Here is a 14,559-nt window from a genome sequence, read left to right on the forward strand (position 1 = left end):
ATTACGGAACAACAATCAGCGGGCCACTGGCCGCACCCGTTGCCCGCCACTGCGGCACATACATAGACTCGACCATCGGAACCGGCACCTGGTAGGTTCCCGGCGTCACGGCGCGCGCCAGATAAACCAGCGTAACCGGCTGACCTTCATTTACCGGCACGGCCGCCACAAAGCGGTCGTCGCGGAATTCCATATGCTGAATGTCCGCCTGCTGCATTTGGCTGAGCAGGTTCTGCACTTCGCTACCGCTGTCCTGCAGGCTGGCGCTGCTGCTTGCCAGATTCTGGTTTTCCAGCTCCAGACCCGCAGGGAGGAGATCAACCACCAGCGCGTCCGGGACGTTCTGGCTGGCTTTGACTTCCAGCCATACCAGCACCAGCTCGCCGCTCTTCAGCGAAGAGAGCGATTTCGTGCTGCCGTCCGTAGCCAGAATATGGCGTTCAACCTGCAGCACGTTCGAGCTCGGCTGAGGAGCATAGTCAGGATAACCGGTGCTATCAAGGCGTACCCACAGCGGTGAAGTACCGGTATTGGTTACCTGTAGCGCGCCAAGCTGGTCGCCGTTCACGTTTTGTACCTGGGCTTTATCGCCACCTGATGCGGAATCTGACAGGGAAGTTTTCGCCTGCCACGCACCCGACAAGGTTTGCAGCGAACGACCGGCCAGGAACAGCGCATTGCTCTCCTGAGTGGACAACCAGCGCTGGCTGAAGGCCTGCTCAGACAGGGCATTCAGCAGCGTATTTTGCGCATCCGGCAGCAGCTTGTACTCCTCCAGAAGAGAGAGCATCAGCGCGTTATCGCGAAGCTGGCTGCCGTAATCGGCCATCCAGGTTTTGCTGTCGTTGCGCGGCGTTTTGAGCGCCAGATCCAGCGCCTGCTGGCTGCGCGGGGCATCGCCCATCAGCTTGAGCGCCATGCCCAGCTGCATCAGCGGCAGGCCGGACGCCGCCTGAGCGTGACGATCCCAGATTTCACGCAGCGCGCCCAACGGCGCTTTTTGCTGACGTGCCAGCACCAGCGCGGCATAGGCCTGCACGGCGAACTTGCTGGCCTGCGTATCGTCGCTGTAGCGAATAGACATCATGCCCGGGTCCTGCAGGTAGCGCAGCAACCGGCTATTGGCATTATTCACCGCATCGGCAGGCACGCTGTAGCCCTGCTCGCCCGCACGGACCAGGAAGTCGGTCACGTAGGCCGTCAGCCAGTACTCTTCCGGACCGTTTTTATCCCACAGCGCGAACCCGCCGTCTTCACGCTGCATCTGCAGCAGACGGGAAATACCGATATCAATGGCGGCACGGCGTTTATCGTCCGTATCACCTTTGATGCCAAGCGCCGTAAGCTGCGCCGCGTTGGTGTAGAGCGACGGGAACAGACCGCTGGTGGTCTGCTCCAGACAGCCATACGGATAGGCCTGCAGTTCGCGAATATAGCGCGCCAGGTTGAGCGGTGGTTTGCCGCTCAGCAGCAGTTGCCCCTGCAGGGTGGCAGGAGAGAAACCGTTGCTGTGCTGCGCCGGTGCAGTCCAGGATTCGCCAGGGTTCAGCATGGCACCGGTATTGACCGTCTGCGCCGGGAACGCCGGACGCACGCCGATTTTCCAGCTCTTCTGCTGCGGGGCGAAGGTCTCGCCCGGAAGCTGCAGGCCGGTCACCTGCGCGGTCACTTCACCGTCACCATAACCGTCCAGCGCGCGTACCGGAATAAACAGCGTGCTGCGCGCCCCCGGTGGCAGCTGAACCGGCTGAGGCTGCGCGCCTTCCAGCGCCAGTTTGCCTGTCGCGTTCAGGGCGATATTCAGCGTTTGCGGCTGGTCGGTCAGGTTAGTGATATCCAACGTCAGCCGCGAGGTATCTCCGCTTGCCAGGAAGCGCGGGGTATTCAGCTCGGTAATGACCGGCGCGGCCACGATAGTCTTGCTTTCGCTGCTGCCGAAATCCTCTTCCGTCCAGGCCTGCGCCATCAAACGCAGCTCACCGTTGAAGTCTCCAATCGGCAATGTAATTGTGCCTTCCCCGTTGGCATCCAGCGTGACCGGCTGTGCCTGCTGGGCAATGATGGTAACGTGGTTCACCGGCGGTTTGCCGCCGCGCTTCAGTTCATCCCCATCGCCACCGAAGCGCAGCGCGGCCAGACGGCCCTGCCCTTCAATGACCTGGCCGTAAATATCGTAGATATCCGCGCCGTAACGCTTCTGACCAAAGAAAGCCTGCCACGGATCCGGCGTGACGTAATCAGTAATATTCAGCACGCCGCTGTCCACCGCCGATACCAGGACGTTCACCTTCTGCGGCACGGCCCCCTCTTTCACGCTGGCTTTCACCTTCACCGAGAGCGTCTGGTTTGGACGCATTTTCTGCGGGTTATCGAGCGCAATATTCAGGCGGCGATTTTCGTCACCCATCGGCAGATGCAGCAGGCCGACCGCGCGTTTCGGCGTGGCGGATTTGGATTTATCTCCGGGACGTACCACCAGCGTACTCAGGTAGAGGTCGTGACGCTTCCAGGCCTTGTCGACCGGGATAGCGAGATCCAGTCCGTTTGCCGGTACGTCGATCTCTTTCCACCACAGCGGCCCTTCGCTGGACTCGATCATCGCATAGCCCTTGCCTGCGGCTGGCGCGGCAATGTGCAGGTTGATGGTGTCGCCTGGCTGATAGGCTGGCTTATCCAGTTTCAAGGTCACACGGTCAGGGCGTGCCGCGCCGGTGCCGTCGCTGTTATCCTGCCAGCTGTACCCCGCCCAGAAGCGCACGCTGCTGACCATCTCATCAGGCGCTTTCACCTCCAGACGATAAGAGCCCCACTCCACCGGGAAGGTGACTTTACCCGTTTCATCGGCCTTAAGTGTCAGCTCCTGCTCGCCTTCGACCAGATCTTTCTGATCGAACTGAGACTGCCAGCCTTCGCTCTCAGACCAGTTCCAGAAGTAGTCCCGACGCTCGCGAATCAGACGAACCTGTAACCCGGAAACGGCCTTTTTCGCGCCGCTGGCATCGGCATACACGATGTCGAAGCTGGCGTTGCCGTTCTCATCAACAATCGGCTGGTTGACGGTCGTATCGGTGCGGTAGTCGTAAACGGCTTTACTGGCGAACTGAGGGCGAATACCCGGCAATTCCGCTGCGGGCCAGATAGCCTGCTCAGCACGACGCGTCACCGGACGACCGCCCGACTCCAGCAGGCTGGCCTGCAGGATCAGCTGCAGCGGAGAGTGCACCTCTTTCCACTGGCTTTCGGTAGAAACCTGCCCACGTCCCTGCTCGTCCAGCGTAAGCTGCACTTCATCCAGGCTGCGGCTCAGGTTCTCTTCAGCGATATCACCAAACTGGAAGCCCGGCAGCGCGGCCACCGCGTCACGCAGCGGACGCAGGAAGAGCTGGCCCTGCAGAGAGTTACCGTTGGCCGGAGCGCCATACAGGTAATAGCCGACCACGTTAAAGTCCACGTTATCCTGCGGTGAAACCGGCGTTTTTTGTCCGCTCAGGTTGAGCGCCATACGCTCTGGCATGAAGTCTTCAACGTGGAAGTCCCACAGACGCTGCAGGTTATCGCCCGTGTTGGCGCGGATATGCCACATGCCGGTCTGCGCCCCGCTGTCCAGCGGATAGTTGAAGCGATAGAGACCGTTCTCCGGCTTGACGACGATGGTACGCGCGACCTGTCCATCCGGACGCAGCACGTCGAGCTTCACGGGCTGATCGGGAAGTGGCTTACCGTCACTGTCGCGCAGCAGGCCGTTGAGGATCACCGTTTCGCCCGGGCGGTAGAGATCGCGTGGGCCAAACATAAAGAACTGCTTGCTGTAGCCCGGACTCCCTGCGATATCAAACTCCGCCAGATCAAGAGCCGGCAGCTTGAGGTCAAGCAGCGTGGTCTGGCCGTCTTTACTGGCCAGGATCAGCGCGGCCTCTTTGTCGGTCTCAAGTTTTGCGTGGCCATCGCCGTCGCTTTTCGCTTCGGCAAGGGTCTGCCCTTTATCGTTCAACAGGGTGACGGTGACGCCAGACTGCGCCGCACCGTTCTCCAGACTCTGGGTGAAGATGTCCAGGCGATTATGATAACGGTGAGCGGACAGGCCAATATCGCTTAAGGTAAAGAGCGTCGCGGCGTTACTGTAGTTGTAGTGCCCGGCCTGGTTCATGACCGCGATATAAACGCCAGACTGCTGGAGCGGTTTAATATCCTTCAGGGGCAACAGTAATTTTTCGCGCGTGTTGCGCGCCGGATTAAGATCGAATCGACCGGTATAAACCAGCTCCGCCATCTTCAGCAGGTTGTCGGATTCCCAGTTGGTCAGCGAGTTACGGTACTCCCACTGGCTGACAAGGGAAGCCAGCGATTCCGGCTTCACGCGGTAGAAGTTGACGTCAACATTGTTGACGTTGAGCGCCATTACTGGCAACCCTTCCACCACCTTACCCGGCAGCAGCGAGCCGCGGCTGGCAAAACCAACGGTGGGTTCAACGTCCCGGGTGGTCAGGGCTTTCTCATAATCAATGCCGAACGTCGCCTTGTTCAGCGCCTGCAGGCCCCGTTCAACGGTGACGACCAGGTTGCGGTTGGGCTCCAGATGGCGCAGGCGAAGCTCTTTCAGGTTAGGCGCAAGTTCCCACGCCCCGTCAACTTTGCCACTTTTTTTGTCCACGACATGCACGGTTTTCGCGAAATCCTGATCGGGATTCAGCGGAACCGAGAATGTCAGCACCAGCGTGGCGGCACCGTCGAGCTGAACTTCAGAGGCATCCAGCAGGGTCAGCGCTTTTCCCTGACTCTGGGCGGCGAGCTTAGCCAGCGTTTCAGCATTTGGCTTTTCCGCGGCTTTTGGTGTGGATGCGGTGGATGCCGCGGGAGCCGCAGCCTGAGATTTATCGTCGCTGTTATCACAGCCGACAAGCGTAAACGTGGTAAGCAGCGCAAGAGAGAGCGCGGCTAAGCGAAACGGTTTCATCCTTTGTCCCTGGCCCTGAGGGGGCCTGTTGGTCGTCGTCCGGATAAGTATTATCCGCAAGTTTCATTAATTCAAAAAGTCCAATTTTAGAATCTGGAAAGCGCCTCGCAGAATGGCAACACGCCGCTACGCCGTGATGGAACCGCGATCACAGCCCCAAACGTCACATGTTACCTTTCACGTCATTTGTTTTTAAAACAAGAGGATAGCTGGATAAGCGTCCCTGAAGGCTGCTAGTTTTATAACCATGACGCACCCCGAGTGCGCGGTTCAATAAGAGAGAAAGCCATGAAACGAGCCGTGAACGCCCTACAAAATTTCGGAAAATCATTGTACGGACCGGTGCTTATCTTACCGATCGTCGGTCTGTTTATCGCCTTTGGTAACGTGCTGGGTAACGGTAATCTCGCTGAATACCTGCCCTTCCTTGGCCATTCGCTGATTCAGCATCTTGGTCAGCTTATCGCGAAATCGGCCGTGTCGGTGCTGGTGAACCTGGCGCTAGTGTTTGCCGTTGGTATTCCGATTGGTCTGGCGACGCGCGATAAAGGCTATGCGGCGCTGATTGGGCTGGTCACCTTTGTCGTATTCATCAACGCCATGAACGTCACGCTGCAGCTGCAGGGCGCGCTGGCGCCTGCAGCCGAAATGAAGGCGGCCGGGCAGACCATGGTGCTGGGCGTCCAGGTGCTGGAGATGGGCGTTTTCGCCGGGATCCTGACCGGGGCGCTGTCGGGATACCTGTACAATAAATATTCCGGCGTACAGTTTAACGGTGCGATGGCGATTTACTCCGGCCACTGTTTTGTCGCCATTGTAATGCTTCCCGTCTCCATGCTGCTCGGCGTGGTGATGAGCGAACTGTGGCCGTTTGCCCAGCACGGCATTAGCGCCCTGGCGCTGGCCATCAAAGGCTCCGGACCATTTGGCGTGGCCATCTACGGCTTCCTGGAACGCATTCTGGTCCCCACTGGCCTTCACCATCTGGTCTATACCCCATTCCTCTATACCGAACTCGGGGGCACGCAGGAGGTCTGCGGCACGGTCTATCAGGGCGCGCGCAATATCTACTTCGCCGAAATGGCCTGCCCGCAGGTGAAGCAGCTCAGCAGCACGGTGGTGTGGGACGCCCGCGGCATCAGCAAGATGTTTGGCCTGCCCGCCGCGGCGCTGGCGATGTATATGACCGCCAGGCCAGAGCGTAAAGCGGCGGCGAAAGCGATTCTGATCCCGGCGGCGCTGACCTCGCTGCTGGTCGGCGTCACCGAGCCGATTGAATTCTCCTTCCTGTTCGTCGCCCCGCTACTGTTCGTGGTGCACGCGGTGCTGACCGGCATCGGCATGATGCTGTTCTCCCTGCTGGGCGTTCACGCCATCGGCGCCAACGGGATTATCGACTTCATCCTCTACAACCTGCCGCTCGGCACGGCCAAGTCCAACTGGCCGATGTACATCCTGGTCGGGCTGATCATGTTCGCCCTCTACTTCGTGGTGTTCCGCTTCCTGATCCTGCGCTTCAACATGAAAACGCCGGGCCGTGAAGATGAGGACCAGGAGACGCGCCTCTACAGCAAGCAGGAGTACCAGGCGAAGGGCAATAACGACGGTCTGGGCAAGTCCATCGTGGTGGGGCTGGGCGGCCGGGAAAATATTGAAGTGGTGGACAACTGCTACACCCGCTTACGCGTCACGGTAAAGGACGTCGCCATTATCGACGAGCCGCGTCTGAAGGCGACCGGCGCGAAAGGGATTATCAAACAAGGTAACAACGTTCAGGTGGTCTACGGGCTGCATGTCAAAAAAATGCGAGAAGCCGTTGAGACGTTTCTCTGAAAGGAGCTAAAGATGTTTACACCCCCATTCATTCTGTCGATTGCCGGCGGCGGCAGCACCTACACGCCGGGCATTGTGAAAAGCCTGATGGTGCGCCTGCAGGATTTCCCGCTGGCCGAAATTCGCCTGTACGATATCGACGAGGCGCGTCAGAACACCATTGCGCCGGTCGTCGAGAAGGTCATTCGCGACCACAGTCAGCACATCAAATTTACCGTCACCAGCGACCCGGAAGTGGCCTTCAGCGGCGCGCATTTTGTCTTCGCCCAGATGCGCGTCGGCCAGTACAAAATGCGCGAGCAGGATGAGAAGATCCCGCTGCGTCACGGCGTGGTGGGCCAGGAAACGTGCGGCCCCGGCGGGCTGGCCTACGGCCTGCGCACAATCCTGCCGATGGTGGAGCTTATCGATCTGGTCGATCGCTACGCGCATGAAAAAGCCTGGATCGTGAACTACTCCAACCCGGCGGCGATCGTCGCGGAGGGCGTGCGCCGTCTGCGGCCAAATGCGCGGGTGCTGAACATCTGCGATATGCCGGTGGCCGCCATGCGCAATATGGGGGCGATTCTGGGTGTCGATCGCCGCAAGCTGGAAGTGGACTACTTCGGCCTGAACCACTTCGGCTGGTTTACCCGCGTGCTGGTGGACGGCGAAGACAAGCTCCCGGCGCTGCGTAAGCATATCGCGAAGTTTGGCCTGCTGACGGAAGATGCGGCTAAAACCGATCCGCAGCATTCCGACCCCTCCTGGGTGAAAACCTGGCGCAACATCAAGCCGATCATGGACAATTTCCCCGAGTATCTGCCGAACCCGTATCTGCAGTATTACCTGATGCCGAACCAGATTGTGGCGCACCAGAACCCGGACTATACCCGCGCCAACGAAGTGATGGACGGGCGCGAGAAAAAGCTGTTCGCCGCCGCCGAAGAATATCAACGCACCGGAATTTTACCGGATGCCTTCCACGTGGGCGTCCACGGCGAGTTTATCGTCGATGTGGCCTGCTCGCTGGCCTTTAACCTGCGAAGCCGCCATCTGGTGATGGTGGAAAACCGCGGGGCGATTACCAATTTGCCGTACGATGCGGTGGTGGAAGTTCCCGCTTATATCACCTCCGAGGGCCCAGAACCGATCCGTATTGGTCAGGTGCCGCTGTTCCATCAGACGCTTTTGCAACAGCAGCTCGCATCTGAACAGCTGCTGGTGGAGGCGACTATCGAAGGCAGCTATGAGAAAGCCTTGCAGGCGTTTACCCTCAACCGCACCGTGCCGACCATGGAACATGCAAAAGCCATTCTGGATGAGATGATTGAGGCCAACCGCGACTACTGGCCAGCGCTGCAAAAAGCCTGGCAGGACGGCGAACCGGTGAAAAAATAGGGGCTTGCTCGCGAGTTGAACGTGGTTTGCTTGTCGGTGTCAGAAAAAACACCGACAATCCTTTTTTACGGAAAAGAATGGAGGCAACCCATGTCCACCTCATATTTTGTCGCTGCCGACTGGCTGATTGAGCACGGCGACGATCCGGAAGTTCAGATTATCGACGCGCGTATGGCCCCTCCGGGACAAGAGCATCGTGACGTGCCCGGTGAATACCGTGCCGGGCATCTGCCGGGTGCGGTATTTTTTGATATTGAAGCCCTCTCCGATCACACCTCTCCCCTGCCGCACATGCTGCCGCGCCCGGAAGCGTTTTCCGTGGCGATGCGCGAGCTGGGCATCAGCAAAGACAAACACCTCGTTGTCTATGATGAAGGTAACCTCTTCTCCGCGCCGCGTGCGTGGTGGATGCTGAAAAACTTCGGCGTGGAAAAAGTCTCGATTCTTGCCGGCGGGCTGGCGGGCTGGAAGCGCGACGAGCTGCCGCTTCAGCAGGGTGATGTCACGCTGCCGGAAGGTGAATTCGACGCGACCTTTGACACCCACGTGGTAAAACGCCTGACCGACGTGCTGGTCGTGAGCCATGAAAAAACGGCGCAAATCGTCGATGCCCGCCCTGCTCCTCGCTTCAATGCCGAAGCGGATGAACCGCGTCCGGGGCTGAAGCGCGGGCATATTCCGGGCGCGCTGAACGTGCCGTGGGGCGATCTGGTATTTGAGGGCGAGCTGAAAACTACCGACGAACTGCGCGCCATTTTTGACCGGGCAGGGGTTGATTTACATCGTCCAGTGATTGCCAGCTGCGGTTCCGGCGTAACGGCCTGCGTGGTCATTCTGGCGCTCGCCACGCTCGGCGTAAGCGACGTCACGCTCTACGACGGCGCCTGGAGCGAATGGGGTGCGCGAGACGATCTGCCTGTCGAACCCGCGAAATAATGGATAACCGCCTGGCCACGCTGTTAACGCGCGGAGCGTCATTGACCCGCGCGGAGTATCGCGTCCTCGCCCACCTCACGGAGCATCCGCTCCTGGTGGGCAATATTACGGTTCGCGAGCTGGCACAGGCGACGTTCGTTTCTACCGCCACCATTATGCGGCTGTGCCAGAAGCTGGAGTTCAGCGGCTTTAGCGAGTTTATCTGGCACTGCAAGCAGTTGCTCACCGACACGCCGCACATTGCCGTTCAGGGGCAATCGCCCCCTGAGCTCCCGGCGCTGTTTAATCAGTTTATCGCCAACTATCAGCACACCTTTCAGTGGGTCACCCAGGACAAACGCCAACAGTTTGCTAACCTGCTGCGCCAGAAAGAGAGTTTCTTTCTCTACGGGGCCGGGTTCTCTTATCTGTTTGCGGAGTACCTGACCAAGAAGCTGCAGGTGCTGGGCAAAACGGCGTTTATCTCCGGACCGGGCGACAGCCGGAACATTTTTCTCAGCAATGCCGCCCGCTATCAGGTGTTTATTGCCGTCTCGCGCAGCGGCGAAACGGAACAGGTGCTGGATAAAGCACGGATAGCCAAAAATGTCGGCATGACCATCGTCGCGTTTACCCGCGCCTCGGCCAACACGCTGGCGGAGATGGCCGACGTGCACTTTGCGCTCTATGACGAAGCGGTACACTACGCCGCCGAAGCCGCAGGGGTGACGTCGTTTGAGTCGAATCTGGTGCTGCTGATGGATTTACTGCTGCTGGAAGCAACGGGGTGATATTCACCCCGCTGAAATCAGATGATGCGGTTGGTTTTGAGATCGCGCAGGAACCCGCCCCAGCGACGCTCATAGAACGGCGTGATGTGCTCGGTAATAAAGTGGCTGATGCCCTTCTCACCGTTTTTCACCTGACAGATATCAATTGGTTCATCGCCCGGTAGCGTGTCGGTCGCCACGCTGCCCGCCGCCTGAACGATCTCGTCGAAATCGCCATCGGCTTCAATACCGATCAACAGCACCGGCTTTTCGTCCGCGCGCTCTTTGATGGAGCAGAGAAACGCGCGCCTGACGGGCTTGAGCGTTTTGAACAACGTCGTCAGAGAATCAATCATCTGCGCGGGCGGCTCGGCCACTTCAGACAGCAGCAGCGTTTCGCCCCCTTCCAGCACTTCCTGCGTGCTGAGCGGGTTGCCCTCTTCGCCAATCAGGTGGCTGATTTCACGCGGCGTAAACTCTTTCCCGGTCGGCAACTTGGCGTTGAGGAACAGCGTCTGGCCGAGCGTCATTTCAAACAGGGTACGCACCGGCATCACCACGAACGCCTGTTCGTCTTCAACCGCTTCCTGCAGCGCTTCCAGCGAGGTGAAGAACGGGATCACCGACGTGCCGTCGTCTTTCTCCCAGTGCAGCAGATCCAGCGCGCTGTCTTCCACGACCTGCTCACCTTCCGCGGCGGTACCTGGTACCCAGACGGTGGACTCCAGCAGCGTGCGGAAAAATGCCGGACGGTGGGCGGGCTCGGTCGCCGCCTGTTCCAGCAGAGTCTCTAATTCGTTTTTGGTATCTGACATAGTTTGGCTACTTCAAAAAACGCCGGGTGGCGCTTCGCTTACCCGGCCTACAAAACCGTAGGTCCGTGCAAGCGCAGCGCCGCCGGGCAATATGATGACTCCGAAGGCGCGCGTAAGCGTAGCGCCACCCGGCTAAAAAGATTACTCAGCCGTCAGCAGGTTCGCTACGGTACGCACGCCCAGACCGGTCGCGCCCGCGGACCACTGCTCAACCGCCGCTTTGCGGTACGTTGCGGAGCAGTCAATGTGCAACCAGCCTTCATGGTAGTTCTCAACAAAGTGAGACAGGAAGCCTGCTGCGGTGCTTGCCCCCGCCGGGTACGCCGCGCTGGCGGTATTGTTCAGTTCGGCAAAGTTGGACGGCAGCTGGCTACGGTGGAACTCGGCCAGCGGCAGACGCCAGAACGGTTCGTTTTCCGCCGTAGCGCTGGCCAGCAGGCGTGCGGCCAGCTTGTCGTCAAAGCTGAACAGCGCGTGATAGTCGTTACCCAGCGCGGTTTTCGCCGCACCGGTCAGAGTCGCCATGTCGATGATCAGCTCAGGCTTCTGGGCAGACGCGTCGATCAGGCCATCGGCCAGCACCAGACGGCCTTCGGCGTCAGTGTTCATCACCTCAACGTTTTTGCCGTTACGGTAGCGAATGATGTCGCCCAGCTTGAAGGCGTTACCGCTGACCATGTTGTCCGCGCAGCACAGGTACAGCTTCACGCGCTTTTTCAGACCGCGGGTGATGGCAAACGCCAGCGCACCGGTGATGGTGGCCGCGCCGCCCATGTCGGACTTCATGGAGTCCATGAACGCGCTCTGCTTCAGGCTGTAGCCGCCGGTGTCGAAGGTGATACCTTTACCTACCAGGCAGGCAAAGACAGAGGCGTCTTTATCGCCGGTTGGGTTGTAGTCCAGCGCCAGCAGCACCGGTGGACGCTCAGAACCACGGCCCACGGTGTGGATACCCATGTAGTTCTGCTCGCGCAGGTCTTCACCCTTGGTGATGCGGTAGGACATCTTGTCGCCCGCCACGCCGCACAGCAGGTCAACGGCGCGCTGCGCCAGCTGCTCAGGGCCTAACTCTTCCGCCGGAGCGTTAATGGTGTCGCGTACCCAGTCGATGATTTGCAGACGGCTTTCCAGCTCTTTCTGACCGGCTTCGTCGAGGTTCGCCCACTCAATTTTGCGGGTGCCTTTCGGCCCTTTGTAACCCGCCCAGAACGCCCAGCTGCGGTCGGTGTCCCAGCCTTCGCCTTCCAGCGAGACATGCTTAATGCCCAGACCGTCAATTTTACGCGCGGCGCGCTGGATCAGGCCCAAATCATCGTTGCCCGTCAGGTGCAGGGTAATACCGTCGTTGTTGATGCTGTAGCTGGCTTTCTCGCCCCAGCGCGCGTCAGCGGGCTGCGTAGAGAGCGTAATCTTCATCGCTTCGGTCATTTTATTTTTCCTTATTAGCAACTAGCAAACGGGCCGCCTGAAGGCAGCCCGTTTTGTTATTTATTCTGCTTCATCTAACCAGACTAACAGAATCGCCTCCAGAATTTTTTCATTGGATGCGTTTGGATCGTCGTCGAAATCTTCCAGATCGCAGATCCACTGATGCATATCGGTGAATCGTACGGTCTTCGGATCGAGATCCGGGTTCGCGTCGTAGAGCGCTTCGCCGATTTCACGGCTGTCTGTCCACTTCAGTCCCATATTAATGCTCGCGTGCGTGGTTGATGGTGTAGCGTGGGAACTCCACGACCAGATCTTCATCGGTCACCGCAGCCTGGCAGCTTAAGCGGCTGTCTGGCTCCAGACCCCATGCTTTATCCAGCATGTCGTCTTCGTCTTCGGTGCTCTCGGCGAGAGAGTCAAAACCTTCACGCACGATGCAGTGGCAGGTGGTGCAGGCACAGGATTTTTCACAGGCGTGTTCCACTTCGATACCTGCACGCAGGGCAACATCGAGAATGGTTTCACCGGTCTTCGCTTCCAGAACAGCGCCATCCGGACAGAGGTCCGCATGAGGCAAAATTACAATCTTTGGCATATTAAACCTCGTCCACGGACTGGCCTTTCAGCGCGACGCGGACAGATTTGTCCATGCGGCGAGCAGCAAAGTCCTGGGTTTGTTTATCAACGTTTTTAATGGCTTCTTCTATTGCGTCAGCGTCATTACCTTCGGCCACGGCGCTTAAGCGCGCGGCAGCGTCGTCAATCACCTGACGCTCAGCGGCGCTTAACAGCGCGGCGTCGGCAGCGAGCGCGCCGTTCAGGCTCTCCAGCACGCGTGCGGCTTCCACTTTTTGTTCCGCCAGCATACGCGCCTTCACATCCTGCTCGGCGTAGCTCATTGAGTCCTGAATCATAGAGGCGATTTCGCCATCGGTCAGGCCGTAGGACGGCTTCACCTGAATGGACGATTCCACGCCGGTGGATTTTTCCATCGCCGTGACGCTCAGCAGGCCGTCGGCATCCACCTGGAAGGTGACGCGAATATGCGCCCCGCCCGCAGGCATCGCCGGAATTCCGCGCAGCGCAAAGCGCGCCAGAGAACGGCAGTCCTGCACCAGCTCGCGTTCGCCCTGCATCACGTGGATGGACATCGCGGTCTGGCCGTCTTTAAAGGTGGTGAACTCCTGCGCGCGCGCCACCGGAATGGTAGTGTTACGCGGGATCACTTTCTCCACCAGGCCGCCCATGGTTTCTAAGCCCAGCGACAGCGGGATGACGTCCAGCAGCAGCATTTCGCTGTCCGGCTTGTTGCCGACCAGAATATCGGCCTGGATCGCGGCACCTACGGCAACCACTTTGTCCGGGTCGATGGAGGTCAGCGGCGTGCGGCCAAAGAATTCGCCCACGCGCTCGCGCACCAGCGGCACGCGGGTCGAACCGCCCACCATGACCACTTCCAGCACCTCGTTCGCCTCAACGCCCGCATCTTTCAATGCGCGACGGCAAGCCAGCAGGGTGCGTTTAACCAGCGGGGCAATCAGATCGCTGAACTGATCGCGGGTGATATCACCCTGCCAGCCCGCAACATTGACGGTAACCGTCTGCGCATCGCTCAGGGCGATTTTGGCGTCGATGGCCGCATCCAGCAGTTCACGCTGTACGCGCGCATCGCTGCGATCGCTGATGCCCGCCTGCTCGCGGATGTAGTCCGCCAGCAGATGGTCGAAGTCATCACCTCCCAGCGCGGAATCCCCGCCGGTCGCCAGCACTTCAAATACCCCGCGGCTCAGGCGAAGGATAGAGATATCAAATGTCCCGCCGCCGAGATCGTAAACCGCGATCACCCCTTCCTGACCGGAATCGAGGCCGTAGGCAATCGCCGCCGCCGTCGGTTCGTTCAGCAGACGCAGCACGTGCAGGCCCGCCAGACGCGCGGCGTCTTTGGTGCCCTGACGCTGTGCATCATCAAAGTAGGCAGGAACGGTGATCACCACGCCGTCCAGATCGCCGCCGAGCGTGGCCGTGGCACGCTCCGCCAGCGCTTTGAGGATGTCAGCAGAAACACGAATCGGGTTCAGCAGACCGGCCGCGGTCGCAATCATCGGCAGGCCGTTTTCACTGGCCTGCAGCTGATACGGCAGATGCGGGTAGCGGGTCTGAATATCGGCCAGCGAGCGGCCCATCATGCGCTTGACGGAGCTGATGGTATTCGCCGGATCGCGCGCGGCGTTAGCGCGGGCGTCATAGCCTACCGCGTGACCCTGCTGCTGGTAGTGGACCACGGAAGGCAGCAGATGGCGCCCCTGCTCATCAGCCAGCGTTTCCGCCTGGCCGCTGCGCACGGTCGCCACGAGGGAATTGGTGGTGCCCAGATCAATACCCACCGCCAGACGACGCTGGTGCGGTGCGGCACTTAAGCCAGGCTCACTAATTTGTAATAAGGCCATAATTGCTTCCGAAA

Annotated in this window: 10 protein-coding genes; 4 read left to right on the forward strand and 6 right to left on the reverse strand. The window is 59.4% G+C overall.

All coding sequences use genetic code 11. The annotated features are described in order from the left end of the window. Position 1: 1 nt before the first annotated feature. On the reverse strand, positions 2–4,954 hold the full coding sequence (locus ACEPLT_RS16685) for an alpha-2-macroglobulin family protein (RefSeq protein WP_032675334.1): 4,953 nt from the start codon (positions 4,952–4,954) through the stop codon (positions 2–4). Positions 4,955–5,242: 288 nt separating this feature from the next. Here ACEPLT_RS16685 and ACEPLT_RS16690 point away from each other — a divergent pair, with 288 nt between their 5' ends. From ACEPLT_RS16690 to ACEPLT_RS16705, 4 genes are all read left to right on the forward strand, one after another. Then, positions 5,243–6,787, forward strand: a complete 1,545-nt coding sequence (locus ACEPLT_RS16690) for a PTS transporter subunit EIIC (protein ID WP_248214103.1) — start codon at positions 5,243–5,245, stop codon at positions 6,785–6,787. A gap of 12 nt (positions 6,788–6,799) precedes the next feature. After that, a complete protein-coding gene (locus ACEPLT_RS16695; RefSeq protein WP_045908553.1) occupies positions 6,800–8,167 on the forward strand; it encodes a 6-phospho-alpha-glucosidase in 1,368 nt (455 codons plus the stop codon). A 90-nt stretch (positions 8,168–8,257) separates the two neighbouring features. Continuing rightward, positions 8,258–9,103, forward strand: coding sequence for a 3-mercaptopyruvate sulfurtransferase (gene sseA / locus ACEPLT_RS16700; protein ID WP_032675337.1), 846 nt, complete (start codon positions 8,258–8,260; stop codon positions 9,101–9,103). After that, on the forward strand, positions 9,103–9,873 hold the full coding sequence (locus ACEPLT_RS16705) for a MurR/RpiR family transcriptional regulator (RefSeq protein ID WP_232928988.1): 771 nt from the start codon (positions 9,103–9,105) through the stop codon (positions 9,871–9,873). The genes sseA and ACEPLT_RS16705 overlap by 1 nt, the downstream gene beginning before the upstream one ends. A gap of 17 nt (positions 9,874–9,890) precedes the next feature. On the opposite strand, the gene sseB is transcribed toward ACEPLT_RS16705, so the two are convergent. From sseB to hscA, 5 genes are all read right to left on the reverse strand, one after another. Next, the gene (sseB, locus tag ACEPLT_RS16710) at positions 9,891–10,667 is read right to left on the reverse strand and encodes an enhanced serine sensitivity protein SseB (protein WP_032648693.1); all 777 of its coding nucleotides are present in this window, start codon (positions 10,665–10,667) and stop codon (positions 9,891–9,893) included. Between the two features lie 141 nt (positions 10,668–10,808). Next, positions 10,809–12,095, reverse strand: coding sequence for an aminopeptidase PepB (gene pepB / locus ACEPLT_RS16715; RefSeq protein WP_032675339.1), 1,287 nt, complete (start codon positions 12,093–12,095; stop codon positions 10,809–10,811). 60 nt (positions 12,096–12,155) lie between these two features. Then, a complete protein-coding gene (gene iscX / locus ACEPLT_RS16720) occupies positions 12,156–12,356 on the reverse strand; it encodes a Fe-S cluster assembly protein IscX (RefSeq protein ID WP_003860650.1) in 201 nt (66 codons plus the stop codon). A gap of 1 nt (position 12,357) precedes the next feature. After that, a complete protein-coding gene (gene fdx / locus ACEPLT_RS16725; RefSeq protein WP_003860652.1) occupies positions 12,358–12,693 on the reverse strand; it encodes an ISC system 2Fe-2S type ferredoxin in 336 nt (111 codons plus the stop codon). 1 nt (position 12,694) lies between these two features. Next, positions 12,695–14,545 carry a Fe-S protein assembly chaperone HscA gene (gene hscA, locus ACEPLT_RS16730; RefSeq protein WP_232928986.1) on the reverse strand — a complete coding sequence of 617 codons (1,851 nt, stop codon included), beginning with the start codon at positions 14,543–14,545 and terminating at the stop codon, positions 12,695–12,697. Positions 14,546–14,559 lie beyond the last annotated feature (14 nt).

This window comes from Enterobacter sp. fkY84-1 (genome assembly GCF_052974705.1).

Coding starts and splice junctions, on each gene's coding strand:
- ACEPLT_RS16685 (WP_032675334.1), bottom strand. CDS start 4,954: ATGAAACCGTTTCGCTTAGCCGCGCTCTCTCTTGCGCTGCTTACCACG.
- sseB (WP_032648693.1), bottom strand. CDS start 10,667: ATGTCAGATACCAAAAACGAATTAGAGACTCTGCTGGAACAGGCGGCG.
- sseA (WP_032675337.1), top strand. CDS start 8,258: ATGTCCACCTCATATTTTGTCGCTGCCGACTGGCTGATTGAGCACGGC.
- fdx (WP_003860652.1), bottom strand. CDS start 12,693: ATGCCAAAGATTGTAATTTTGCCTCATGCGGACCTCTGTCCGGATGGC.
- ACEPLT_RS16705 (WP_232928988.1), top strand. CDS start 9,103: ATGGATAACCGCCTGGCCACGCTGTTAACGCGCGGAGCGTCATTGACC.
- ACEPLT_RS16690 (WP_248214103.1), top strand. CDS start 5,243: ATGAAACGAGCCGTGAACGCCCTACAAAATTTCGGAAAATCATTGTAC.
- pepB (WP_032675339.1), bottom strand. CDS start 12,095: ATGACCGAAGCGATGAAGATTACGCTCTCTACGCAGCCCGCTGACGCG.
- iscX (WP_003860650.1), bottom strand. CDS start 12,356: ATGGGACTGAAGTGGACAGACAGCCGTGAAATCGGCGAAGCGCTCTAC.
- ACEPLT_RS16695 (WP_045908553.1), top strand. CDS start 6,800: ATGTTTACACCCCCATTCATTCTGTCGATTGCCGGCGGCGGCAGCACC.
- hscA (WP_232928986.1), bottom strand. CDS start 14,545: ATGGCCTTATTACAAATTAGTGAGCCTGGCTTAAGTGCCGCACCGCAC.